23 protein-coding genes are annotated in these 24246 nt (G+C 71.8%); 14 read left to right on the top strand and 9 right to left on the bottom strand.

What is annotated here, in order from left to right; all coding sequences use genetic code 11:
- Window positions 1–96: 96 nt before the first annotated feature.
- From dcd to Cus16_RS07290, 3 genes are all read left to right on the top strand, one after another.
- Complete coding sequence (dcd, locus tag Cus16_RS07280; protein WP_069711988.1) at window positions 97–684, top strand: dCTP deaminase; 588 nt, start codon at window positions 97–99, stop codon at window positions 682–684.
- A 93-nt stretch (window positions 685–777) separates the two neighbouring features.
- Window positions 778–1299 carry a helix-turn-helix transcriptional regulator gene (locus Cus16_RS07285; protein WP_069711989.1) on the top strand — a complete coding sequence of 174 codons (522 nt, stop codon included), beginning with the start codon at window positions 778–780 and terminating at the stop codon, window positions 1297–1299.
- Window positions 1296–1643 (top strand): DUF86 domain-containing protein, encoded by a 348-nt coding sequence (locus Cus16_RS07290; protein WP_069711990.1) that lies wholly within the window; start codon window positions 1296–1298, stop codon window positions 1641–1643. The genes Cus16_RS07285 and Cus16_RS07290 overlap by 4 nt, the downstream gene beginning before the upstream one ends.
- Window positions 1644–1801: 158 nt before the next feature.
- Here Cus16_RS07290 and Cus16_RS07295 read toward each other — a convergent pair whose 3' ends face one another.
- The 5 genes from Cus16_RS07295 to idi all read right to left on the bottom strand — a co-directional run bounded on the left by Cus16_RS07295 (window position 1802) and on the right by idi (window position 7927).
- Window positions 1802–2917, bottom strand: coding sequence for a sugar-binding protein (locus Cus16_RS07295; protein WP_069711991.1), 1116 nt, complete (start codon window positions 2915–2917; stop codon window positions 1802–1804).
- Window positions 2918–3002: 85 nt separating this feature from the next.
- Window positions 3003–4295, bottom strand: coding sequence for a multiple monosaccharide ABC transporter permease (gene mmsB, locus Cus16_RS07300; protein ID WP_069711992.1), 1293 nt, complete (start codon window positions 4293–4295; stop codon window positions 3003–3005).
- Window positions 4292–5815: a multiple monosaccharide ABC transporter ATP-binding protein gene (mmsA, locus tag Cus16_RS07305; RefSeq protein WP_069712061.1), complete on the bottom strand. Its 1524-nt coding sequence runs from the start codon at window positions 5813–5815 to the stop codon at window positions 4292–4294. Before mmsA ends, mmsB begins: the two co-directional genes overlap by 4 nt.
- 404 nt (window positions 5816–6219) lie before the next feature.
- Window positions 6220–7239: a LacI family DNA-binding transcriptional regulator gene (locus Cus16_RS07310; protein ID WP_069711993.1), complete on the bottom strand. Its 1020-nt coding sequence runs from the start codon at window positions 7237–7239 to the stop codon at window positions 6220–6222.
- 145 nt (window positions 7240–7384) lie between these two features.
- On the bottom strand, window positions 7385–7927 hold the full coding sequence (gene idi, locus Cus16_RS07315; RefSeq protein ID WP_069711994.1) for an isopentenyl-diphosphate Delta-isomerase: 543 nt from the start codon (window positions 7925–7927) through the stop codon (window positions 7385–7387).
- 21 nt (window positions 7928–7948) lie between these two features.
- On the opposite strand from idi, the gene Cus16_RS07320 reads away from it, so the two are divergent.
- The 7 genes from Cus16_RS07320 (at window position 7949) to Cus16_RS07350 (ending at window position 14340) form a co-directional block, all read left to right on the top strand.
- Complete coding sequence (locus Cus16_RS07320) at window positions 7949–9007, top strand: polyprenyl synthetase family protein (RefSeq protein ID WP_069711995.1); 1059 nt, start codon at window positions 7949–7951, stop codon at window positions 9005–9007.
- Window positions 9004–9921, top strand: a complete 918-nt coding sequence (locus tag Cus16_RS07325) for a phytoene/squalene synthase family protein (protein WP_069711996.1) — start codon at window positions 9004–9006, stop codon at window positions 9919–9921. The genes Cus16_RS07320 and Cus16_RS07325 overlap by 4 nt, the downstream gene beginning before the upstream one ends.
- Window positions 9918–11549 carry a phytoene desaturase family protein gene (gene crtI, locus Cus16_RS07330; RefSeq protein WP_069711997.1) on the top strand — a complete coding sequence of 544 codons (1632 nt, stop codon included), beginning with the start codon at window positions 9918–9920 and terminating at the stop codon, window positions 11547–11549. The genes Cus16_RS07325 and crtI overlap by 4 nt, the downstream gene beginning before the upstream one ends.
- 3 nt (window positions 11550–11552) lie before the next feature.
- Window positions 11553–11885 carry a lycopene cyclase domain-containing protein gene (locus tag Cus16_RS07335; protein ID WP_069711998.1) on the top strand — a complete coding sequence of 111 codons (333 nt, stop codon included), beginning with the start codon at window positions 11553–11555 and terminating at the stop codon, window positions 11883–11885.
- Complete coding sequence (locus tag Cus16_RS07340) at window positions 11882–12262, top strand: lycopene cyclase domain-containing protein (protein ID WP_069711999.1); 381 nt, start codon at window positions 11882–11884, stop codon at window positions 12260–12262. The genes Cus16_RS07335 and Cus16_RS07340 overlap by 4 nt, the downstream gene beginning before the upstream one ends.
- The gene (locus tag Cus16_RS07345) at window positions 12259–13185 is read left to right on the top strand and encodes a prenyltransferase (RefSeq protein ID WP_069712000.1); all 927 of its coding nucleotides are present in this window, start codon (window positions 12259–12261) and stop codon (window positions 13183–13185) included. Before Cus16_RS07340 ends, Cus16_RS07345 begins: the two co-directional genes overlap by 4 nt.
- 111 nt (window positions 13186–13296) lie before the next feature.
- Complete coding sequence (locus Cus16_RS07350; protein ID WP_069712001.1) at window positions 13297–14340, top strand: Gfo/Idh/MocA family protein; 1044 nt, start codon at window positions 13297–13299, stop codon at window positions 14338–14340.
- A 392-nt stretch (window positions 14341–14732) separates the two neighbouring features.
- On the opposite strand, the gene Cus16_RS07355 is transcribed toward Cus16_RS07350, so the two are convergent.
- The gene (locus Cus16_RS07355) at window positions 14733–15473 is read right to left on the bottom strand and encodes an MBL fold metallo-hydrolase (RefSeq protein ID WP_083263792.1); all 741 of its coding nucleotides are present in this window, start codon (window positions 15471–15473) and stop codon (window positions 14733–14735) included.
- A 63-nt stretch (window positions 15474–15536) separates the two neighbouring features.
- Here Cus16_RS07355 and Cus16_RS07360 point away from each other — a divergent pair, with 63 nt between their 5' ends.
- The 3 genes from Cus16_RS07360 to Cus16_RS07370 all read left to right on the top strand — a co-directional run bounded on the left by Cus16_RS07360 (window position 15537) and on the right by Cus16_RS07370 (window position 17889).
- Complete coding sequence (locus Cus16_RS07360; protein WP_069712002.1) at window positions 15537–16058, top strand: hypothetical protein; 522 nt, start codon at window positions 15537–15539, stop codon at window positions 16056–16058.
- Window positions 16059–16061: 3 nt separating this feature from the next.
- Window positions 16062–17123, top strand: a complete 1062-nt coding sequence (locus Cus16_RS07365; RefSeq protein WP_189319551.1) for a YihY/virulence factor BrkB family protein — start codon at window positions 16062–16064, stop codon at window positions 17121–17123.
- Window positions 17124–17190: 67 nt separating this feature from the next.
- The gene (locus Cus16_RS07370; protein WP_069712004.1) at window positions 17191–17889 is read left to right on the top strand and encodes an SDR family oxidoreductase; all 699 of its coding nucleotides are present in this window, start codon (window positions 17191–17193) and stop codon (window positions 17887–17889) included.
- A 6-nt stretch (window positions 17890–17895) separates the two neighbouring features.
- Here the strand turns inward: Cus16_RS07370 and Cus16_RS07375 are convergent, their stop codons facing one another.
- A complete protein-coding gene (locus Cus16_RS07375) occupies window positions 17896–19470 on the bottom strand; it encodes an ABC-F family ATP-binding cassette domain-containing protein (RefSeq protein ID WP_069712005.1) in 1575 nt (524 codons plus the stop codon).
- 285 nt (window positions 19471–19755) lie between these two features.
- Here Cus16_RS07375 and Cus16_RS07380 point away from each other — a divergent pair, with 285 nt between their 5' ends.
- Window positions 19756–20181 carry a DUF3151 domain-containing protein gene (locus Cus16_RS07380; protein WP_069712006.1) on the top strand — a complete coding sequence of 142 codons (426 nt, stop codon included), beginning with the start codon at window positions 19756–19758 and terminating at the stop codon, window positions 20179–20181.
- 141 nt (window positions 20182–20322) lie between these two features.
- Here Cus16_RS07380 and Cus16_RS07385 read toward each other — a convergent pair whose 3' ends face one another.
- Together Cus16_RS07385 and Cus16_RS07390 are read right to left on the bottom strand one after the other, a co-directional pair.
- Entirely contained in the window at window positions 20323–23337 is a 3015-nt protein-coding gene (locus tag Cus16_RS07385; RefSeq protein WP_069712007.1) for a glycoside hydrolase family 2 TIM barrel-domain containing protein, read from the bottom strand.
- The gene (locus Cus16_RS07390) at window positions 23334–24242 is read right to left on the bottom strand and encodes a carbohydrate ABC transporter permease (RefSeq protein ID WP_083263805.1); all 909 of its coding nucleotides are present in this window, start codon (window positions 24240–24242) and stop codon (window positions 23334–23336) included. The genes Cus16_RS07385 and Cus16_RS07390 overlap by 4 nt, the downstream gene beginning before the upstream one ends.
- Window positions 24243–24246: the final 4 nt, after the last annotated feature.

A 24246-nucleotide genomic window follows, 5' to 3' on the forward strand; every position in this document is an offset into this window, starting at 1 on the left:
CCCCTCGTGCGGCCGGTCGGACGGCCGTCGTCCGCCACCCCGGTGGGCAGCCTCGCAGCATACCGGGGGCGCGCCACCGGCCGCTAGGCTTCGTGCGTGCTGCTCTCCGACCGCGACATCACCGCCCAGCTCGCCGACGGCCGGATCGGCCTCGATCCGTACGACGCCGCCCTCGTCCAGCCGTCGAGCATCGACGTCCGGCTCGACAAGTACTTCCGGCTGTTCGACAACCACAAGTACCCGCACATCGACCCCGCCGAGGACCAGCCCGAGCTCACGCGCCTGGTGGAGACCGACCCGGACGAGGCGTTCGTGCTGCACCCGGGGGAGTTCGTGCTCGGCTCGACGTTCGAGGTCGTGACCCTGCCGGACGACATCGCCGCGCGCCTCGAGGGCAAGAGCTCGCTCGGCCGTCTCGGGCTCCTCACGCACTCGACGGCGGGCTTCATCGACCCGGGCTTCTCCGGGCACGTCACGCTCGAGCTGTCGAACGTCGCCACGCTGCCGATCAAGCTCTGGCCCGGCATGAAGATCGGCCAGCTCTGCTTCTTCCAGCTCTCGAGCCCGGCGGACAAGCCGTACGGCTCGGCGGAGTACCAGTCGCGGTACCAGGGGCAGCGCGGCCCGACGCCATCGCGCTCGGCGCTCAACTTCCACCGCGCGGACGTCTCCCGCCGGGACTGACCCGAGCCGGGGCCGATCGAACTCCGGTCGTCCTTCGTGACACGGTGCGCGTCATCATCGGGCAACATTTCGCATTCTGTGTATCGTGGCCGCATGGCCGAAGTCCCCGTCCCCGTGCCGCGGCCGATCCCGGCGTCCGAGCTGATCCGAGACGCCCGGACGCGCGCGGGGCTCACCCAGGTGCAGCTCGCCGCGCGCGCCGGGGTCACGCAGAGCGTCATCAGCACCTACGAGAACGGCCGACGGGAGCCCTCGCTCACCGCGCTGCAACGCCTCGTGCGCGCCGCGGGCTTCGAGGCTTCCATCGACCTGCTCCCGTCCTGCGCACCCCCGCCGCTGCACGACCGCGTCGCCGCGGCACGGGACGACCTGATCACGGCGGTGCGTCGGAACGGCGGGACCCGGCCGCGGCTCGTCCCGGCCGAGCGCCGCGCGCACGAGCGGTCCCGGGAGCGGGACGCGCTCGGGCTCATCGTCGACCTCGAGCCGGGCGCCGGGATCTTCACGCTCATGCGGATCCAGGACGAGGCCGAGCGGTTGCTCGACGCCGAGGTCGAGGTGCTGGACGGCGCGGGCACCGACCCGGAGCGCTGTCGGAAGGCCGTGCCGCTGTGAGACCGGGCACGGGGGAGCTGCTCGACGAGGTCGTGGAGGCCTGCGCGGCCATCGAGCGGTACGTCGACGACTCGCCGCCCTCGGACCTCGTGCTCGACGCCGTCCGGATGCGGCTCGTCGAGATCGGGGTGGCGGTCGCCGCGCTCCCGGACGACCTGACGGCCTCGGAGCCGGGCATCCCGTGGCGGCGGCTGGCCGCGATCGGGGACCGCCTGACGAACGGCCGACGTCCGGTCTCGCCGCCGGTGCTGGTCTGGACCGCGCGGGTGGACGCACCGCGGCTCCGCGAGGCGGCCGCCCGGCTCCGCGACCGTCACGCGCTCCGCGCCGACCCGACCAGCTGACGGACGGGAGGCGCGTGGCGGCGTCGCCGCGCGCCTCCCGTCCGCCGCCTGCCCACGAGAGCAACCGGGTCGTCTCGCGCCCGGGACGCGGGAAGGCCCCGTCTCGCCGGAGCGAGACGGGGCCTTCTGCGGTGCTGTGGTGCTGCTGCGGAAGGGGATCAGCCCTTCTTGGCGAGCTCCTCGAGGGTGTCGTTGCCCTTGTACGCCTCGACCGCGTTCTCCTTGGTGACGAGGACCGGCGTCAGCTCGACGGCCGGGACGACCTTCTTGCCGTTGTCGTTGTTCTTGTCGTCCGTGGTCTTCGGGGTCTTGCCGTCGGCGAGGTCCGACACCAGGTCGATGGCGGCCTGGGCCTCCTCGGTGGTGTTCTTGTAGATGGTCGAGTACTGCTCGCCCTGCATGATCAGCGGGATCGACGCGGTCTCGGAGTCCTGACCGGTGACGACCGGGTTCGGCTTGCCGGCCGCCTTGGTGGCGGTCAGGATCGCGCGGGCCAGGGTGTCGTTCGGCGACAGGACGCCGTCGAGCTCGGTGTTCGTGTACGACTTCGTCAGGATGTCGGTCATGCGCGACTGGGCGTTCTGCGCGAGCCAACCCTGCGTGTTGGTGTCCGAGAAGCTGGTGCGACCCGAGACGACCTTGAGCGTGCCGTCGTCGATCTTCGGCTGGAGCACGTCCATGGCGCCGTTGAAGAAGACCTTCGCGTTGGCGTCGTCGGGCGAGCCGGAGAAGAGCTCGATGTTGTACGGGCCGTTCGGCTTCTTGGCCTTGAGTCCGTCGAGCAGGGCCTGGCCCTGCAGCTGGCCGACCTTGAAGTTGTTGAACGCGACGTAGTAGTCGACGTTCTCGGTGTTCAGGATGTTGCGGTCCCAGGCGATGACGACGGCGCCGGACTTCTTGGCGGCCTGCACCTGCGTGCCGAGCTGCGAACCGTCGGCGGCACCGATGATGATCGCCTTCGCGCCCTTGGTGACCATCGACTGGATCTGGCCCTGCTGGTCCGGGACCGGGTTGCCGGCGTTGGCGTACTGGATGTCGGCCTTGAAGCCGGCGTCCTCGATCGACTTCTCGAACGCGGCGCCCGCGAGCACCCAGTTCTGCGAGGTCTTGGCGGGGAGCGCGACGCCGATCAGGTCGCCCTTCTTGATCTGGACGTTCGAGGCGCCGCCGGTCGAGCCGGAGCCGGCGTCCGAGTTGCCGCGGGCCGAGCAGCCGCTGAGGGCCAGGCCCGCGACGAGTGCCAGACCGATGCCGGCGATGAGCTTCTTGCGCATGAGATTGCTTTCTCTTCGTTGAGGAGTGGTGCTGTGTGGTGCGGGGATCGTGCGGGTGGCCACCGGGGTGGCCACCCGCCACGTGTTACTGGACGTTGACCTTCTCGGGCTGGTCCTCGATGCTCCGCGGCTGCTGCGCGGCCACCGTGTTCTGTTCGGTGTCCTTCCGCTGGAACTGCTTCAACATCCCGCCGATCAGGGACGGACGACCCTGCGACTTCGAGTAGACGTCGAAGGCGACGGCGACGAGCAGGACGAGACCGCGGATGATCTGGACGCGGTTGGACTCGAGGCCCACCAGCGACAGACCGTTGGACAGCAGGGCCATGACGAGACCACCGATGATCGATCCGGAGATCGTGCCGATGCCACCGGCGACCGCGGCGCCACCGACGAACACGGCGGCGATCGCGTCGAGCTCCCAGCCGGTGCCGTCGGCGGGGCCCGAGGCGCCCGAGTAGCCGACGAACACCATGCCGGCGATCGCGGCGAGGACCGACATGTTCATCATGACGAAGAAGTTGACCTTGCGGGCGCTGACGCCGGACAGGACGGCGGCGTTCGCGTTGCCACCGACCGCGTAGACCTGGCGGCCGAAGATCGTGTTCTTGGTGAGGAAGCCGTAGACGATGGTCAGCACGCCGAGGATGATCGCGACGATCGGGATCGACGTGCCGGCGGGACCGGCGGCGAACAGGTACGTCGCGACGAGGGTGACGGCGACCAGGATGCCCGTGCGGACGATCGAGACCCAGAGCGGGACGAGCTCAGCCTGCATCTTCTTGCGACGCTGACGGCCGCGCATCTCGAGGAAGATCAGCACGAGGCAGGTGACGATGCCGAGGATCAGCGTGCCGTTCGAGAACCCGAAGTCCGGGCCGAAGTCGGGCAGGAAGCCCGAACCGATCTGCGCGTAGTCGTCCGGCACCGGCTGCGAGGTCGAGTTGCCGATGATCTGGTTCGCACCGCGGAAGATCAGCTGGCCGGCCAGGGTCACGATGAAGGCCGGGACCTTCACGAACGCGACCCAGAAGCCCTGCCAGGCACCGACCGCGGCACCGACGGCGAGGCCGAGGATGATCGCGGCCCACGCCGGGAAGTTCCACTGCGCCATCGACTGGGCGACGATGATGCCGGTGAAGGCCGCCACCGAACCGACCGACAGGTCGATGTGCCCGGCGATGATCACCATGACCATCCCCAGCGCCAGGATGAGGATGTAGGAGTACTGCAGGAACACGTTGATGATGTTCGTCGGCTCGAGGATGAGCCCGTTCGTCAGGATCGAGAACAGGATCAGGATCGCGATGAGCGCGATGATCATGCCGTACTGGCCGATGCTGTTGCCCTTGCCGAAGAGCAGTTTCAGGTTCTTCATGAGATCAGTGCGCCCTTCCGCGCGGAGGTCATGCTGCGCATGAGGGTTTCGGGATCGGCCTGGTCCGCGGGGACGTCGGCCGTGATCTGGCCCTCGAAGATCGTGTAGATCCGGTCGGAGAGGCCGAGGAGTTCGGGGAGCTCGGAGGAGATGAGGATGATGCCCTTCCCCTGTGCCGCGAGCTGCTGGATGATGCCGTAGATCTCGAACTTCGCGCCCACGTCGATGCCGCGGGTCGGCTCGTCGAGGATCAGCAGGTCGGGGTCGGTGAACATCCACTTGGACAGGACGACCTTCTGCTGGTTCCCGCCCGACAGCTTGCCGACGTTCTCCTCGACGGTCGGCACCTTCGTGCGGAGCATCTTCCGGTAGCGCTCGGCGACGTCGTACTCCTCGAGGGAGTCGACGACGCCGGCCTTCGAGATCTTCGGCAGGTCGGCGGCGACCGTCGAGCGCTTGACCGTGTCGAGCAGGTTCAGGCCGAGGGCCTTGCGGTCCTCGGAGACGTAGCCGAGGCCGTTCGCGATGGCCTGCTGGACGTTCGCCACCTTGATCTCGCGGCCGTCCTTGATGATCTGGCCGTCGATGAAGGTGCCGTACGAGCGCCCGAAGATGCTCATCGCGAGCTCGGTGCGGCCGGCACCCATGAGGCCGGCGAAGCCGACGATCTCACCACGACGGACGTGGAAGTTCGAGCCCTTGGCGACCAGGCGGGACGAGTCCTGCGGGTGCTGGACGGTCCAGTTCTTCACCTCGAAGAAGACCTCGCCGATCTTCGGCGTGCGGTCCGGGAACCGGCTCTCGAGCGAGCGGCCGACCATCCCGCGGATGATGCGGTCCTCGTTGACGCCGTCGCCCTTCACGTTGAGCGTCTCGATCGCCTTGCCGTCACGGATGATCGTGATCTCGTCGGCGATCTGCTCGATCTCGTTGAGCTTGTGGCTGATGATGATGCTCGCGATGCCGCGGGACTTCAGTCCGACGATCAGGTCGAGCAGGTGCTGCGAGTCGTTCTCGTTGAGCGCGGCGGTCGGCTCGTCGAGGATGAGGAGCTTGACGTCCTTGTGCAGGGCCTTCGCGATCTCGACGAGCTGCTGCTTGCCGACACCGAGGTTCTTGATCTGCGTGTCCGGGTCGTCGTTCAGGCCGACGCGGGCAAGCAGGTCCTGGGCGCGCAGCTGGGCGGCGGTCCAGTCGATGACGCCGAAGCGGCCGGGCTCGTTGCCGAGGAACAGGTTCTCGGTGATCGACAGCTCGGGGATGAGCGCGAGCTCCTGGTGGATGATGACGATGCCGGCCTGCTCGGACTGCTTGATGTCCTTGAAGCGGACCTCTTCGCCCTCGTAGACGATCTCGCCGCTGTAGGTGCCGTACGGGTAGACGCCCGACAGCACCTTCATGAGGGTCGACTTGCCGGCCCCGTTCTCGCCGCAGATCGCGTGGATCTCGCCGGCGCGGACGCTCAGCGACACGTCCGAGAGCGCCTTGACACCAGGGAACTCCTTGGTGATCGAGCGCATCTCGAGCAGGGTCTCGGCGCTGGTGACGGACCTGGTGGCCAGGTCCGGTCCCTGTGGGGTTGACGCCACGGTGCATCTCCTTCTGCCGCTGCGGTGCGGCAGTCCTTCGGGTGGTGAGCTGCGGCATCGGGGGCACAGGAGTCCTGTGCGGACCCCGTTGTCGCGTCCGGTGTCCCGATCGTGTGACGGTCATGTGACCGTTCACATCGGCGGAACGGAGGTAATTTACGCACAGCCCCGTCGCGGCTGTCAATTCGGTTCGGTCGCGTTTTCGTAACGGCCCGCGTGATCCGGCCTGATCCGCGTGCTGACGGCCCCCGAGGTGGGGTGGTCGGTCGTCGCCCGGAGCGGACGGGAGGCGCGTGACGGGCCGTCCCGCGCCTCCCGGCCGACCGTGGGTCGCGTCAGCGGCGGCGGGGTGCGCCCGTCGACCCGCGCACGACGAGCTGCGGCACGAGGTCGACCGGACGGAGCGCCTGCTCCGCGGCGGGCAGGAGCAGTTCGACGCAGCGTCGACCGAGCTCGGGGAAGTCGACCTGCACGGTGGTGAGGGGCGGCCAGAGGTGCTTGGCCTCGGGGATGTCGTCGTAGCCCACGACCGACAGGTCGCCGGGGACGTCGAGCCCGTACGAGCGGGCGGCGTGCATCACGCCGAGCGCCATCGCGTCGTTCGAGCAGAAGATCGCGGTGCAGTCCCGGTACCGCAGCAACTCTCGGCCCGCGTGGTAGCCGAAGTCCGCCGTCCAGTCACCGAGGATCGGCGGGACGACCGGCATGTCCCGGTCGCTCATCTCGCGCAGGAAGCCCTGCATGCGGGCCTCGGCCTCGATCCAGTCCCGTGGCCCGGCGATGTGCCGGACGTACTCGTGCCCGAGGTCGAGCAGGTGGGCCGTCGCGAGTCGGGCGCCCTCCATCTGGTCGACGAAGAGCGTGGTCGGGCCGTCCCCGATGCTCGTCCGCAGTGCCACGTAGGGCGTCCGCATGCCGAGTTCCTCGATGAGGTCGAAGACGCGTTGCTGCGGGGCGATGACGATGATGCCCTCGACGTCCTGGTCGAGCAGGTGGCCGAGGCCGTCCCGCACCGCGACGTCGGTGGCGTCGGCGATGTTCGCGGTGGTGACGGAGTACCCGCGGGTGACCGCCGCGTCCTCGATCGCCTGCATGGTCGCTGCCGGTCCGTAGTGCGACCGCTGCGCCGTGAGCACGCCGATCGTGTGCGTCCGGCTCGTGACGAGGGCACGGGCGGCCCGGTTCGGCCGGTACTGCAGCTGCTCCATCGCCGCGCGCACGCGCTCGCGGGTCTCGTCGCGGATCGCGCCGGAGTTGTTGAGCACCCGCGACACGGTCTGGTGCGAGACGCCGGCGACCCGCGCGACGTCGCGGATGCTGGGCGAGCGCGGTTGTTCTGTCCGCGGTGACGCCATCGTTGCTCTCTCCCGCCCGGGGCCGTGGCACCTCGATGTGCACGTTCACATTCCGAGCCAGATCATTATGCACGTCCGCACGCCGAGCACCAGCCGTGGTCCGGCGGTGCCCCGCGGCGGACGGGGCGGGAGCGGTGCCGAGGGGTCAGCGCGTGACGCGCAGGCCCTGCTGCTCGAGCTCGGCGAGCTGCCAGCCCAGCCACGGGCTCCACGCGAAGGGCGCGCCCGCGACCGAGGCGCGCAGGTCGTCCTCGGAGACCCACGCGTACTCGGCGACCTCGTCGTCCGCGGGGGCCGGCACGTCGTCCGTGACGGCGCGGAACACCGGGCAGACCTCGTTCTCGACGATGCCCGAGGCGTCGACCGCGCGGTAGCGGAAGTCGGGGAGCACGAGCTCGACGTCGCGGACGGTGATGCCGAGCTCGCGGGAGGCGCGCCGCGCGACGGCGTCCTCGAACGCCTCGTCGGGGCCGGGGTGCCCGCAGAACGTGTTCGTCCACACCCCCGGCCACGTCTTCTTGGACAGCGCGCGGCGGGTCACGAGGACCTGGCCGTCGGTGTTCCGCACGTGGCACGAGAACGCGAGGTGGAGGGGTGTGTGGTCGGTGTGCACCGCGAACTTGTCCGCGGTGCCGACCGGGGTGCGGTCCTCGGCCAGCAGGACGACGGTTTCCGGGAAAGTGTTCATCTGCCCCGATAGGTTAGGCCAATGAGCGAGGAAGCGGCCACCGTGACGCACATCGACCTCGCACTGGTCGACGAGTGCATCGAACGCTTCTTCGTGGTGTCGTCGGCCCGTGCCCGTCGGTTCGGTCGACCGTCCGAGGAACTGTGGCGCGTGCTCCGTCGCGCGAGCATGGGCGGCAAGCGCTTCCGGCCGCGCATGGTCCTCACCGCGTACAGCGGCCTCGGCGGGACCGACGCCCACGCGGCGGCCAACGTCGCCGCCGCCTACGAGCTGCTCCACACCGCGCTCGTCGTGCACGACGACGTGATTGACCGCGACTGGTCCCGGCGCGGCGAGCCGAACGTCGCCGGGTCGTTCCGCGACACCGGCACCACCGGCGGCCTCGCCCTGCCGACCGCCGAGCACCGCGGGATGAGCGCCGCCGTCATCGCGGGCGACCTCGCGCTCGCCGCCACCACGCGCTTCGTCGAGGCCTCGGGGGTCACCGGGGACCGTCGGACGCGGCTGCTCGAGATCCTCGACGACGCGGTCTTCGCCAGCGCCGCGGGCGAGATGACCGACGTCGACCTGGCGCTCGGCGTGATGCCGTCGGTCGACGAGGTCCTCGCGATGGAGCGGGCGAAGACGAGCGTGTACTCGTTCGAGGCGCCCCTGCAGTCCGGTGCCGTGCTGGCGGGCGCGTCGGACCAGGTGGTCGAGGCGCTCGGTGCGTTCGGCCGCGAGATCGGCATCGCCTACCAGATCGTCGACGACCTGCTCGGCGTGTACGGCGACGAGACGGTCACCGGCAAGTCGGTGCTCGGCGACCTCCGCGAGGGCAAGCGCACGATGCTCATCGCCTACGCGGCGACGACCGACTGCTGGGACGACATCGCGCCGTACCTCGGCGACCCGGACCTGACCGAGGAGCGCGCGACCGAACTCCGTGCGACCCTGGAGACCTGCGGCGCGCGGTCGGCGGCCGAGTCCCGGATCGCCGAGCACGCCGCACTGGCCCGTGCCGAGCTGTCGGCGCTGCCGTACGAGCTCGCCGAACGACTGGAGCACCTGGTGTCCGAACTGCTGGAGCGCGTGCGGTGACCCAGACCGCACCACCGCGTCTGCCCCTGTACGACGCGACGGCCGAGGCTGCGTCCGGCGTCGTCATCGAGCGCTACTCGACGTCCTTCGGGCTCGCGAGCCGGCTGCTCACGAAGGACACGCGCGAGCACATCCGGAACGTCTACGCCCTGGTCCGCGTCGCCGACGAGGTCGTGGACGGCCCGGCGACCGAGGCGGGGCTCGACCACGACCTCGCCCGCACCGTGCTCGACGAGCTCGAGGCGGACACCGAACGCGCGATCGCGCTCGGCTTCTCGGTGAACCCGGTCGTGCACGCGTTCGCCCGCACCGCCCGCGTCACCGGGTTCGGCCCCGAGCTGACGAAGCCGTTCTTCGCGTCGATGCGCATGGACCTCGAGCGCACCGAGCACGACCAGGAGTCGTTCGACCGCTACGTGTACGGCTCCGCCGAGGTGGTCGGGCTGATGTGCCTGCGCGCGTTCGTGCACCGCGCCGGTCGACCGACGTTCGACGACGCCGTCCTCGTCGACGGCGCGCGGGCCCTCGGTGCGGCGTTCCAGAAGGTCAACTTCCTCCGCGACCTGCACGCCGACTTCGAGGTGCTCGGTCGCTCGTACTTCCCGGGCGTCGACGTCCGCACGTTCGACGAGGCGACGAAGCGCCGCCTGGTCGCCGACGTGCAGGCCGACCTCGACCGCGCTGCGCTGACGGTGCCGCTGCTGCCCGCCGACGCCCGCAAGGCCGTCGGGCTCGCGCACGCACTGTTCCAGGAGCTCAACGACCGCATCGCCGCCTGCCCGGCGGAGCGGCTCGTCACCACCCGGGTCCGGGTGCCGAACCCGGTGAAGGCGCGGCTCGCCGCGCAGGTGCTCGCCGGACGCGCGCCGCTGCGGTCCCGGGCGACCGCCCACCGGCCGGGAGGCTCCGCATGACCGCGCCACGCGCCTCCCGTCCGACCGCACCCGCCCCGAAGCGCACGGTGCCGGCCCGTCGTGCCGTCGTCGTCGGCGGCGGGATCAGCGGACTGGCGTCCGCCGCGCTGCTCGCCCGCGACGGCTACGCCGTCACGGTGCTCGAGCAGCGCGACCAGCTCGGTGGCCGCGCCGGGTCGTGGGAGCGGGACGGCTTCCGGTTCGACACGGGGCCGAGCTGGTACCTCATGCCCGAGGTGTTCGACCACTTCTTCCGGCTGCTCGGCACCACCGCCGACGCCGAGATGGACCTCGTGGAGCTCGACCCGGGTTACCGCGTCTACAGCGAGGGACACGACGAGCCGATCGACCTGCTCGCCGACCGCGAGGCGAACATCGCGCTGTTCGAGTCGATCGAACCCGGCGCCGGCGACCGGCTGCGGAAGTACCTCGACTCCGCCGAGGACACCTACGCCATGGCGGTCCGCCGCTTCCTCTACACGACCTTCCAGGACCTGACGAAGCTCGCGGCGCCCGACGTGCTCCGGCGGCTGCCGAAGCTCGCCCGGCTGCTGCTCCAGCCGCTGTCGTCGTTCGCGTCGAAGGCCGTGCGGGACCGTCGGCTCTGGCAGGTCCTCGGCTACCCGGCGGTGTTCCTCGGCACGAGCCCGTACGCGGCGCCGAGCATGTACCACCTGATGAGCCACCTCGACCTGGCCGACGGGGTGCTCTACCCGAAGGGCGGCATCACCGAGGTGATCGCCGCCGTCGAGCGCGTCGCCCGCCGCGAGGGCGTCACGGTCACCACCGGCGCGCCGGTCGAGCGGATCGTCGTCGAGGACGGGCACGTCACGGGCGTCGTCCACCGCGACGCCGCGGGTTCGTCGCACACCGTCCCCGCCGACCTCGTCGTGAGCGCCGCCGACCTGCACCACACCGAGCTGCAGCTGCTCGACGCCGAGCACCGGACCTTCCCCGAACCGCACTGGCGGAAGCGCGACCCGGGGCCGAGCGCCGTGCTCGTCTACCTCGGCGTCGAGGGCGAGGTGCCGGGGCTGCTCCACCACACGCTCGTGTTCACCGCCGACTGGGAAGCCAACTTCGGCGCGATCTTCGGGAAGGACCGGCACGTGCCGGACCCCGCGTCGATCTACGTCTGCGCGCCCTCGCTCACCGACGACTCCGTCGCGCCCGAGGGGTCGAGCAACCTGTTCGTCCTCGTGCCGCTGCCCGCCGACCTGTCCATCGGGAAGGGCGGCATCGACGGTGCCGGCGACGCCGAGGTCGAGCGGATCGCCGACCGGGCGATCGAGGTCATCGCGGAGCGCTCGGGTGTGACCGACCTGCGCGACCGCATCCGCGTCCGCCGCACGATCGGCCCGCAGGACTTCGCGGACGACTACAACGCGTGGAGCGGCTCGATGCTCGGGCCGGCGCACACCCTGGCGCAGAGCGCGTTCTTCCGCGAGGCGAACGTCTCCCGCAAGGTGGAGGGGCTCTACTACGCCGGTGCCTCGACCACGCCGGGCATCGGTCTGCCGATGTGCCTGATCAGCGCCGAGGTGCTGCTCAAGCGCATCCACGGCGACACCTCGACCGAGCCGCTCCCGACGCCGCTGCCGGCGCCGGCGGCCGCGCCGGTCGCGTAGCCGATGCCGGGCGTCTACCTGATCGGACTCGTGGTGTCGATCGCCGGCATCGCGGTGCTCGACGCCCGGTACCGACTGTTCTTCTGGCGGAGTCCCCTGCGGGCGGCGGCCGTGATGGTCGTCGGGCTCGTCTTCTTCCTCGTGTGGGACGTCGCCGGCGTGCACCTCGGCGTCTTCTTCATCGGCCGGAACGACCTGCTCACCGGGGTGCTGCTCGCCCCCGAGGTGCCGCTCGAGGAGGTCTTCTTCCTCGTGCTCCTGTGCTGGACGACGATGGACCTCTTCGGCGCCCTGCGTCCCGTCGTCGCGCGGCGGCTCGACCGGAGCCGGTCGTGACGGGGTCGGCGACGTACGCGCTGCTCGCGGTGCCGTTCCTCGGCGTCGCGGCGCTCGTCGCGGTGGCCGCCGGTGCGGTCGCCGCCCGTCGTCGCGGTGCCGGCGGACGTCGGGTCGGGATCGTCAGCGCCGTGGTCGCCGGGGCCGTCCTGCTCGTCATGACGGGCGTGTTCAACAACGTGATCGTCGGGCTCGGGATCGTCGCGTACGACCCCGCGCTCGTCTCGGGGGCGCGGATCGGGCTGTTCCCCGTGGAGGACCTCGCCTACTCGGTCGGGGCCGCCCTGCTGCTGCCGAGCTGCTGGGTGCTGCTCGAGCGCCCGGTACGGTCGGAGCGCCCGGGCCAGCCCACCCACCGACCGGAGGAGACCCCGTGACCGTGAGCCGTGCCTCCCGACCGTCGACCCTGCGCGCACTGTTCGTGTCGTCGCGGCCGATCAGCTGGGTGAACACCGCGTACCCGTTCGGTGCCGCGTACCTGCTCGGCAGCGGGGTCGGCCTCGACGGTGGTGGCGGGTTCTCGCTCGCCGCGTTCATCGTCGGGGTCGTGTACTTTCTCGTGCCGTACAACCTCGCGATGTACGGCATCAACGACGTCTTCGACTACGAGTCGGACCTGCGGAACCCGCGGAAGGGCGGCGTCGAGGGGGCCCTGCTCGACAAGAGCGTGCACCGCGCCACGCTGTGGGCGGTCGTCGTCACGAACGTGCCGTTCCTCGTCGCACTCGTCGTGCTCGGCGCGCTGAGCGGCAACGGTCCGTGGTCGTGGGCCGTCCTGGCGATCAGCGTCTTCGCGGTCGTCGCGTACTCGGCACCGGGCCTGCGGTTCAAGGAGCGGCCGTTCCTCGACTCCCTCACCTCGTCGACGCACTTCGTGTCGCCCGCGGTGTTCGGTCTCGCGCTCGCCGGACCCCACTGGACCGGACAGCTCGTCGCGGTGTGCGTGGCGTTCTTCCTGTGGGGGGTGGCCTCGCACGCGTTCGGTGCCGTGCAGGACGTGCTCGCCGACCGCGCGGGCGGCATCGGCTCCGTCGCGACCGTCATCGGTGCGCGGGCGACCGTCCGCCTGGCGTTCGTGGCGTACCTCGTCGCGGGGGTCGCGCTGCTGTTCTCGGCGTTCCCGGGGCCGATCGCGGCGGTCGTCGTCGTGCCCTACGCGCTGAACGTGCTGCCGTGGTGGAACGTCACCGACGAGCGCGCGGAGTCGGCGAACGCGGGCTGGAAGCGCTTCCTGTGGATCAACTACGTCGCGGGCGCCGTCGTCACGATGGCGCTCATCGGGTACGCCTTCACGCACTGACGGCCGTCCGCGCCGCGCCCGCCGGGCCTGCGTGCGGCGTCCGACGCCCCTGACAGACTGGAGGGACGCGCCACGGGAGCCGTGGTGCGCCGGTCACGAAGGAGTGCACGCATGACGGTCCGCATCATCCACGTCGGTCTCGGAGGGTGGGGCGGCAACTGGGCCCGCACCGCCATCCCGCAGGTCACCGAAGTGGAGGTGGTCGGGCTCGTCGACCCGGTCCCCGCGACGCTCGAGGCCGTCCGCACGGACCTCGGGCTGCCCGCGACCGCCGCCTTCGCCTCGCTCACCGAGGCGCTCGCCGGGGTCGAGGCCGACGCCGTCGTCATCACCGCACCGGCGGTCACGCACGTGCCGCTCGCGCTCGAGGCCCTCGATGCGGGCAAGCACGTGCTCGTCGAGAAGCCCTTCGCGAACTCCACCGACGAAGCCCTGCAGGCCGTCCGCCGTGCCGAGGAGCTCGGCCTCGTGCTGCAGGTCAGCCAGAACTACCGCTGGTACCCGGCGCCCCGGGCGGTCAAGGACCTGCTCGCGGCACGGACGCTCGGCGAGCTCTCCGCGATCAGCATCGACTTCCGGCAGTGGGACAACGACGCCCCGGTGGAGACCTACCCGCACTACCGGTTCCCGCACCCGATGATCAACGACATGGCGATCCACCACTTCGACCTGATCCGGATGGTGACCGGGCTCGAGGCCGTCCGCGTGTACGCCCGCGCCTCGTACCCGGAGCACAGCAAGTACCAGGACGAGGCCGTCACGTCGATGATCATCGAGCTCGAGGGCGGCCTCGTCGTGAGCTACCGCGGCAGCTGGCTCTCGCGCGCACCCCGGACCGCGTGGGCGGGGGAGTGGAGCATCCAGGGCGAGGACGGCGAGCTCTGGTTCACGAGCCGCGACGGGTCGCCGAGCGAGATCGCGGGCGACCGGGTGACGCTGCGGGCCGACCAGGACGCCGAGGCCGAGGCCGTCGAGCTGCCGACGCTCGAGCACACGGACCGGCAGGGCGGGCTGCAGGCCTTCGCGCGCTCGGTCGAGGGTGGGCCCGCGCCGGAGACGAGCGGGCGCGACAACCTGCGGAGCCTCGCGGTGATGGAGGCAGCGGGGCGCTCCGCCGTGTCCGGCGTCCCCGAGGACGTCGTCCTGCCCGAGTAGGGCGCGGGCCGCGCGGGCCGAGCCGGGCCGCTCGGGCGCGCGCTCCCGAGTGCGCCGGGTCGGATCGGGCGTACCGGGGCGGATCGGGCGTACCTGGTCGGATCGGGCGTACCTCGTCGGACGGTCGCGCCAGGTACGCCCGATCGCACCTGCCATCGCGGCCGTCCTGGGAAGGAACGGGCGCGCCGAGTAGGGCGCGGGCCGCGCGGGCGCGCCGACCAGCGCGCGCACCCGCAGCACGGACGTCCCACCCGACGGACGGGAGGCGCGGGGCGGGCCCGCACCGCGCCTCCCGTCCGACATGGGGGCACGAGACTCGCGGTGTGCGACGGTCCTCGTGCGTGCGAGCGCGAGGACCGTCGCTGGGCCCGAGACTCGGCCTGACCCGCGCGCTACGCGGCGCCGGCGGCGCGACGCGCCTGCGCGACCGCCGCACGCACACCGCGCGAGAACACGGGGCCGTGGCCGGGCAGCACGTACCGGGCCTCGGTGTCCTCGAGGCGGGACAGCGACGCGACCGCGGTGTCCACGTCGACCGTCGCGGCCGGCGCGACGATCCGCGGACCGATCCCGCCCGTGTACGGGTCGAGCGTGACGAGGGCGTCGCCCGCGATCACCGCGTCGCGGTCGGCGAAGTGCAGCGCGACGTGGCCGTCGGTGTGGCCGGGCGTCTCGATGATCCACGGGTTGCCGGGGACGTCCGCGCGGGACACCATCGGCTCGGTGTCGTCGATCCCGTCGACGGTGGCCGCCCCGGCGAGCAGCATCCGGCCGAGGGGCGCGAGCCCGCCGGGGTGCACCGCGACGAAGCCGAACCGGTTCGTCTGCGGGCGGTACGAGTACGGGTGCGCCGCGAGGTCCCGGTCGCCCGGGTGCACGTACACCGGCGTGCCCCACTCCCGGTGCATCCGGGCCGCGGTCCCCACGTGGTCGAAGTGCCCGTGCGTGAGCAGCAGCGCCTCGACCCGCGCCGCGGTGTAGCCGAGGTCGTGCACGGCGAGGAGCAGGTGCGGCCACGCGGCGGGGAGCCCCGCGTCGACGACGAGCAACCGGTCGCCGGTCTCGACGAGGTAGGTGTTGGTGTGCGCGATCTCGAGGCGGTGGATCCCCTCGGCGACGTCCCGGAACAGCATGGCCTGCACCGTAGACCGCGGCCGCTGGAGGCGGGTCCGGCCCCCGCCTGGTAGGCACGATGCATGGCCAAGGACAGCATCCCCGAGCTGGAACTCGCGAACGTGCGCACGCGTGAGCGTCTGACGGACAGCGTCACCGAGATCCGGCGGCGCTCGGACGTGCCCGCGCGCACCCGGCTCGCGGTCGCGAAGGCACGGCAGCGCTGGCACCGCGACCCCACCCCGCTCGTGGCGATGGGGGTCACCGCGGCGGCCGGCCTCGCGGCGATCGTCCTCGGGACGCGCATCGGCCGGACCGACGCGGGGCACCTCGACCGTCCCGCGGCCTCGACGGCGTTCACCGCGCTGCTGCCGTTCGGCCCGCGCGGCGAGCTCGACGCCGACCAGACGAAGGACGGCCGCAAGGGCAGGAAGGCCCGCCGGAAGGCCGCCGAGGAGTCCCTCGAGCGCGACCCGGTGCACAAGAACCGGGTCAAGCAGCGCGCGGGCATCGCCGCGGTGCAGCGCCGGGCCACCAAGAACCGCAAGCAGGCCGCGAAGCGGTCCAAGGCGGCGGCGAAGGCCGCGGCGAAGGCGAGGGGCTAGACCATGGCGCGTAAGGACCACGACCTGCAGCAGGACATGCAGCACAAGCCGGCGCCGGACGACCCCCGGAAGCCGGACAGCCCGACGGACCTCACCAAGCCGTCGTTCACGTACACGCTGAAGAAGACGCTCCGCGAGTTCTCGAGCGACCAGTGCACCGACCTCGCCGCGAGCCTGACGTACTACACGGTGCTCGCGCTCTTCCCCGGACTGCTGGCGGTGGTGTCGATCCTCGGGCTCGTGTCGAACCCGAAGGACACGATCGACAGCCTGCTCGAGGTCATCACGAACGTCGGCGGCGGGCAGGTCGCCGACCTGCTCCGGAGCCCGGTCGAGGGTCTCGTCCGCTCGCCCGCCGCCCCGATCACGTTCATCGTCGGTGTGCTCGGCGCCCTGTGGTCGGCCTCCGGCTACGTCGGCGCCTTCGGCCGCGCGATGAACCGCATCTACAACGTGCGCGAGGGCCGGCCGATCTGGAAGCTCCGCCCGACCATGCTCGGCGTCACGGTCTTCACCGTCGTGCTCCTCGTCGTCGGCCTGCTCGTGCTCGTCTCCGGACCGCTCGCCCGGACGTTCGGCGACGTCATCGGCCTCGGTGACGCCGCCGCGCTCGTGGTGTCGATCGTGCAGTGGCCGATCCTGCTCGCGGTGATGATCGTCGTCGTCGCGGTCCTGTACTACTGGGCGCCGAACGTCCGCCAGTCGAAGTTCAAGTGGGTCAGCGGCGGTGCCCTCGTCGGCATCGGCATCTGGATCATCGCCAGTGTCGGCTTCGGCTTCTACGTCGGGAACTTCTCGAACTACAACGCCACGTACGGGTCGCTCGGTGGCGTGATCGTCTTCCTGCTGTGGATCTGGATCACGAACAACGCGTTGCTCTTCGGCGCCGAGTTCGACGCCGAGCTCGAGCGTGGCCGCCAGCTGCAGGCCGGCATCCGCGCCGAGGAGGACATCCAGCTCCCCGAGCGCGACACGCGCCAGATCGAGAAGCAGGACGAGAAGCACGCCCAGGACGTCCTCGAGGGCATCCGCATCCGCGAGAGCGCGGGACGCTCGAAGGACTGACGCACCCCCGCCACGGCCTGGAGGCGCGGTGCGGGTCCGCCACGCCTCCCTCCGTAGGGTGGGTTGCATGACCGACACCGCGCCTCCCGTCACCCGTCCGACCGCACTCGTCACCGGGGCGACCCGGGGGATCGGCCGCGCGATCGCGATCGAGCTCGGGCGCACGCACCACGTGTTGGTCGGTGGCCGGACGGCATCCGCGGTCGACGCCCTGGTGGCCGAGCTGCCGAGCGCGGCGCCGTTCGTCGGCGACCTCGGTGCCGGCGACGTCCCCGCGCTGCCGGACCGGCTCGACGTCCTCGTGCACAGCGCCGGCGTCGAGCAGGGGACCCGGATCGCGGACACCCCGCGTGACGTGTGGGAGCAGGTCTTCGCGACGAACGTCTTCGCGGTCGCCGAGCTCACCCGGCTGGCGCTCCCCGCGCTCCGGGCGGCGCGCGGCATCGTCGTGCCGGTCAACAGCGGGTCGGGCTTCGTCGCCGGTCCCGGTGGGGGCGTGTACGCGGCGTCGAAGTTCGCCCTCCGCGCGTTCGCCGACGCGCTGCGCGAGGAGGAACGGGCGAACGGCGTCCGGGTGTCGAGCGTGCACCCGGGCCGGACGGACTCCGACATGCAGCGGGCCCTGACCGAGAAGCTCGGCGAGGACTACGACACCGCCTACTACCTGGCGCCGGAGGACGTGGCGGCAGCCGTCCGCACCGTGGTCGACCTGCCCGAGCGCGGCACGATCGAGTCCCTGGCGATCCGGCCGACCCGGAAGCGCTGACCCGGGCTACACGAGCTCGAGCCGCGCCGTCAGGTCGAGCCGGTCGAGGAACACCTCGTCGTGGCTGACCACGACGAGGGCTCCTCGGTACGCCCGGAGCGCGTCGACGAGCTGGTCGACGCTCGTCAGGTCGAGGTCGTTCGTCGGCTCGTCGAGCACCAGGAGCTGCGGAGGCGGGTCCGCGAGCACCAGGGTCGCCAACGCCACCCGGAAGCGCTCGCCGCCCGACACGGTCGCCACCGGGCGGTCCACGGTGTCCCCGCGCACCAGGAGTCGCGCCAGCTGGTTGCGGAGCTCGGCATCGGGGACGTGGCTCGCCGCCCGACGGACGTTCTCGAGCACGGTCGCGCCGTCGTCGAGGGCGTCCCGCCGCTGCGGCAGGTACCCGATCGGCTCGACGTGCGGGGCCGCGGCGGTGTCCGGGAGCGGGTGCTCGCGCGCGCCCGGCAGCCCCACGAGCTGCTCGAGCAACGTCGTCTTGCCGACACCGTTCGCCCCGGTGACCGCGACGCGCTCGGGCCCCTGCACGACGACCGACCGGCCACGCACGGTGACGGTCGCGATGCGCCGTGACGCGGGGACCCGCGGGTCGGGCAGCGTGACGTGCAGCGACTCGTCGTCGCGGAGTCGCAGCTCGGCCTCCTGCACCGCGGACCGTGCCTGCGCCTCTGCCGAGCCGTGTGCCGCACGCAACCGACCGGCGGTCTGCTCGGCCTGCTTACGCTGCTCGTTCGCCAGGATCTTCGGCATCGAGCGCGCGGCCTCGCGGCCGGCCCGGGCCCGGCGGGCGATCTTCGTCTCCGCCTCGATGCGCTGCCGCTGCTCGGCACGGTGCCGTTGCTCGGCGACCCGGACCTCGCGCTCGACGGCGGCCTGCTGCACGGCGAGGTGCTCCTCGTAGGCGCTGAACGTCCCGCCGAACACCGTGGCCGATCCCGAACGCAGCTCGACGGTCTCGTCGACGTGCTCGAGCAACTCGCGGTCGTGGCTGACGACGACGAGCGTGCCGTTCCACCCGTCGACCAGGTCGAGCAGCGCGGCGCGGGCCCGTCGGTCGAGGTTGTTCGTGGGCTCGTCGAGCAGCGCGATCGGCCGGCCGCGCAACCGGATGCCGGCGACGGCCGTCAGGACCGCCTGGCCGCCGGACAGCGTCCCGACGGGCCGGTCGAGGTCGGCGCCGCCGAGCCCGGGCACGTGCGCGAGCGCGGCGGCGGCCCGCTCCTCGACGTCCCAGTCGTCGCCGATCGCGTCGAAGTGGTCCGGCGAGGCATCGCCGCCGAGGACCGCCCGGAGCGCGGTCAGGGTCGCTCGGACGCCGAGCAGGTCCGCCACGGTGTCCCCGGGGCGGGCGTGCAGCCGCTGGGGCAGGTGGTCCACCGGACCGGAGGTTCGGATCGAGCCGGACGTGGGGTGGAGCCGCCCCGTGACGAGCCGGACCAGCGTGGACTTGCCGGCCCCGTTCCTCCCGACCAGGCCGGTGCGGCCACGGCCGAAGGCGGTGGTGAGGTGGTCGAGCGCGACGGAGCCGTCGGGCCAGGTGAAGATGAGGTCGTCGAGGACGACGGACGGTGTTGCGGGCATGGGTGTGCCTCCCGGATCGTGAGCTGGGCGCACGACACCGGACCCGCGGCGACCGGAGGGGTCGGCGCGCGGAGCGCCCGACGGGGCGCGACGATCACGGTGTCAGCGCGAGGACTGCGCGGTACCGGTGATCGACTGCAAGGCTGCTCGTTCCGTCGGGGACCCCCGTGACCGCCACCCGTGCTGCCGGTCGGTCTCCCGCCCCGGCGGCCCCGCGGTGACGACGAGGTGTCATCCACGGTACGACCGGACCCGGCCGGGGGCAAGAGGTGACAGGCTGGACGCATGCCGGAGAACCTGCTGCCGAACCCGACCGCGAACCCCGCGACCCTGCTGCCCGAGGAGCCGGAGGTGACCGCCGCGCTCGCCGCCGACGCCCCCGTGTCGAGCGTCGTCGTGTCGCACCCGTCCTCGAGCCTGGCGTGGGCACTGCTCGCCGACGAGGCCTGGGAACGCGGCGCCACCCTCGAGTCGTACGCCTACGCCCGCGTCGGGTACCACCGCGGCCTCGACGCGCTGCGGAGGGCCGGTTGGCGCGGCGCCGGTCCGGTGCCGTGGTCGCACGAGCCGAACCGCGGGGTGCTCCGGGCGCTGTTCGCCCTGCGCCGCGCGGCCGAGGCGATCGACGAGCCGGGCGAGCCCGAGCGGCTGACGGACTTCCTCGACGCGTCGGACCCCGAGGCGCTCCGCGCCCTCACCGCCGGGGAGTAGCGCGGGGCGGGGCGCCCGCCACCGAACCACGGAACCGACATCGAACGCGGCTCAGGGGCTGGTTCGATGTCGGTTCCGTGGTTCGACCCGAGCGGGCGGCCGACGCGGGCGGCCGATGCGAGCGCCCGGCCGCCCCCCTCGTTACCCGAGCACCACGCTCCACGAGAACGCCTGCGGCCACAGCTGGTGCTCCGGCAGCACGTCGAGCCCGCAGGCCCGCGACCCGAGCCCGTGCTGCGACGCGTCGAGGTACAGGTACGTGTGGTCCGGCGTCGGCAGCTCGTACGGGTGCATCGCTCGCCCGACCTGCTGCGCGGTCCAGGGCGTGAGCGTGAACCCCGCCCGGTGCGTCCCGACGGTCGACACCGTGAACGGGCCCACCGACAGCGCTCGCAGCCCGGGCCGGTGCCCGGTCTCCTGCGGCATCGAGTAGTCGACGGTGAGGTCGCGCACGGGGGCGGTGAACCGATCGACCCGGGCCGCGTGCGACGAGTCCGCGTACGACTCCGCCGGCCCGGTGCCGAACCACGAGGCCTCGCCGTCGAGCAACGACGCCGGCAGGTCGAAGCGCACGCCGACCCGCGGCCACGTGACGTCCCAGGCGCCGAAGGGCACCGCGTCGGTCTGCAGGAGCAGCCCGTCGCCGGACAGCGTCCAGCGGTGCGTGACGTCGACGCCCCATCCGCTGTTCGCCGCGGCGACCCGGACCCGCTGGACCAGTCCGTGCTCGTTCCGCGTCACCGCGACGAGCCGGTGCGTCAACCGGTCGAGCCCGCGCTCGCGCCAGCGGACCGCCGACGCCGGAGCGGACGGGTCGCCGACACCCTTCGTCAGCACCGGGTCGGCGGTCTCGTAGCCGCCCTGCGAGGCGAGGCTGTCGTTGTCCGTCGGTGCACGCCACAGCTCCAGGCGCGGCCCGGCCACCTCGTGCCCCTTCCAGGACACCAGGTCGCCCCGGGCGCTGAAGGTCCCGTCCCCGAGCACGTCACCGTCCCAGCCCTGCCGGGAGGCGCGGGGCACGTCCGCAGCGCGCGACGCGACGAGCCGCTGGCTGCGTGCCACGACGTGGCCGGTGTCCGCCCACGCGGTCGGCCCCGCCAGTTCCACCGTGACCTCGAACCACAGCTCGTCCGCGGGTGCGAGCTCGGCCGTCGCGGCGGCGAGCACCTCGTCCGGCACGGGCACCGTGGCCGACTGCCGTGCGGCGACCACGCCGGGGGCGAACCGGCCGGACGACTCGACGACGCCGTTGCGCGAGAGGGTCCAGCAGAACCGCAGTCCCGCGGTGGAGGCGGAGTGGTACCGGTTCTCCACGAGCACGGTGCGGTCGCCGAGCGCGACCCGGACCGGGGCGACGACGGCCGCGAACTCCGCCAGGCCCGGGGTCGGGGTGTCGTCGGGCAGCACGAGGCCGTCCATCACGAAGTTGCCGTCGTGCACGACCTCGCCGAAGTCACCGCCGTACGCGAAGTAGTCCTGACCGTCGGCGGTCTGCGCGAGCAGGCCGTGGTCCCGCCACTCCCACACGAAGCTGCCGTGCAGCCGCGGGTACCGGTCGACCAGCGCCTCGTACTCGGCGATCTGCCCGGGACCGTTGCCCATCGCGTGCACGTACTCGCAGTGCAGGAACGGCTTCGAGCGCTGCCGTGCCGCCTCGGCCGGACCGCACCCGAGCAGCGGGGTCTCCGGACCGCCGCCGATCGACTCGGTCTCCTGCAGCGTCGGGTACATCCGCGAGTACACGTCCGTGTAGGCGCCGGTGTAGTCGCCCTCGTAGTGCACGGGGCGCTCGTCGTCGCGGTCGTGCACCCACTGCGACATCGCCGCCAGGTTGCGCCCGGTGCCGGACTCGTTGCCGAGCGACCACATGACGATCGACGCGTGGTTCTTGTCGCGCTCGACGGTGCGTGCGATCCGGTCGAGGTAGGCGTCCCGCCAGGCCGGGTCGTCGGAGGGGTTCCCGACCCAGTCGGTGAAGAGGAACCCGTGGGTCTCGAGGTCGCACTCCAGCACCACCCAGAACCCCAGCTCGTCGGCCAGGTCGAGCACGCGCGGGTGCGGCGGGTAGTGCGAGGTGCGGATCGCGTTGACGTTGTTCCGCTTCATGAGCACCATGTCCGCGCGGGCGTGCTCCTCGTCGAAGACCCGGCCGCGCACGGGGTGGGTCTCGTGCCGGTTGACGCCGTGGAACACCACGCGCTCGCCGTTCACGAGGAACCGGTCACCCTCGATCGCCACGGTGCGGAAGCCGAGCCGCAGCGACACGGTCTCGCCGCCGTCGCGGCCGCCGGCGTCCGTGCCGGTGGCGACGGTGGCGTCGTACAGCCTCGGGACCTCGGCACTCCACGGTTCGACGCCCTCGACGGTGATCGGCGCGACGTCGTCGGCCGACTGCCAGGTCACGTCGACGCCCAGGTCCGGCACGGCGAACCGCACCGGGAACGCGGCGTCGAGCGTCGGGAACGTGATGGTCCCCGTGCCGGTGCCCGGTCGTCCCGAGGCGGCGGTGCCGGCGGTCGCGGCGTCACCGAGGGTCGCGGTCCAGCCGGCGCGCACGAAGACGTCGTCGATCGGTGCCGTCGGGCGGGCGAGCAGGGTGACGTCGCGGAAGATGCCGGGCAGCCACCACTGGTCCTGGTCCTCGAGGTACGAGGCGGCGCTCCACTGGTGCACGCGGACGAGCAGCTCGTTCGTGCCGGGCACGAGCAGCGGGGTGACGTCGAACTCGGTGGCGAGCCGGGACCCGGTCGACCACCCCACCTCGGTGCCGTTCAGCCACACCCGGAAGTGCGACTCCACGCCGTCGAAGCGCAGCAGCACCCGGGCGGCACCGTCGAACGACGCGGGCAGCGAGAACGTGCGCCGGTGGTCACCGGTCGGGTTCTCCTCCGGCGGGTGCGGCGGGTCGATCGGGAACGGGTACTGCAGGTTCGTGTAGCTCGGCGCGCCGTGCCCGTGCAGGACCCAGTGCGACGGCACCGGGATGCTGCCCCACGTGTCGTCGGCCCCGGGCAGCGGCACGTCGGCGACCGGCGACCACCGGAAGTCCCAGTCGCCGTTCAGCGACGCGCTCGGGGCGTCCGTGTGCAGCGAGGCCCGCGGGGCGAGCCGCGAACCGGAGCCGGGGGTGGTGGAGGCGAGTGCAGCGATGGTCAACCCTTGACCGATCCTTCCGTGAGGCCCCCGCGCCAGAAGCGCTGCAGGACGATGATCGCGATCACCAGCGGGATGACCGAGACGAGCACGCCGCCGGTGGTGAGCTGGTAGAACTCTGGCAGACGATCGACCTGTGCTCGCCAGTTGTTGAGGCCGAGCGTGATCGGGTACAGCTTCTGGTCGGCCAGCATGATGAGCGGCAGGAAGAAGTTGTTCCAGATGCCGACGACCTGGAACAGGAACACCGTCACCAGGGCCGGGGTCAACTGCCGGAGCACGATGGTGTGGAAGATCCGCAGCTCGCCGGCGCCGTCGATGCGGGCCTGTTCGAGGAGCGCCGTGTCGACCGAGGCGGCGGCGTACACCCGGCAGAGGAACAGCCCGAACGGGGAGACGAGGCTCGGGATGAGCACGCTCCAGTACGTGTCGGTCAGGCCCATCGTCGAGAACAGCAGGAACAGCGGCAGCGCCGTCGCGGTCCCCGGCACGAGCACGCCGCCGAGGATCGTGCCGAACACGAGCTGGCGCCCCCGGAACTCGTACTTCGCGAGCGCGTAGCCGCCGGCCGCCGCGAAGTAGGTCGCGAGGACCGCACCGACGCCCGAGTACAGGACGCTGTTGGCGATCCACCGGACGAAGATGCCGCCGTCGTACGAGAAGACCTGCTGGATGTTGCTGAGCAGGGCGAACTCGCCGCCGAACCAGAACCCGTTCGTGCTGAACAGTGCGCCGGTGGTCTTCGTCGCCGCGATGACGACCCAGTAGAGCGGCACGAGGAAGTAGACCGCGACGACGACGAGGATCGCCGTCACGACGATCTGCGAGCGGGGTGAGCGGTCGAGCTTGCGACGCTGGTGCGCCGTGATCGACGTGGTGTCGACGGGCTCGGCGGCCCGCTTCGTCACCGGC

The organism is Curtobacterium sp. ER1/6, from assembly GCF_001742745.1.
Taxonomy (GTDB): Bacteria; Actinomycetota; Actinomycetes; order Actinomycetales; family Microbacteriaceae; genus Curtobacterium; species Curtobacterium citri.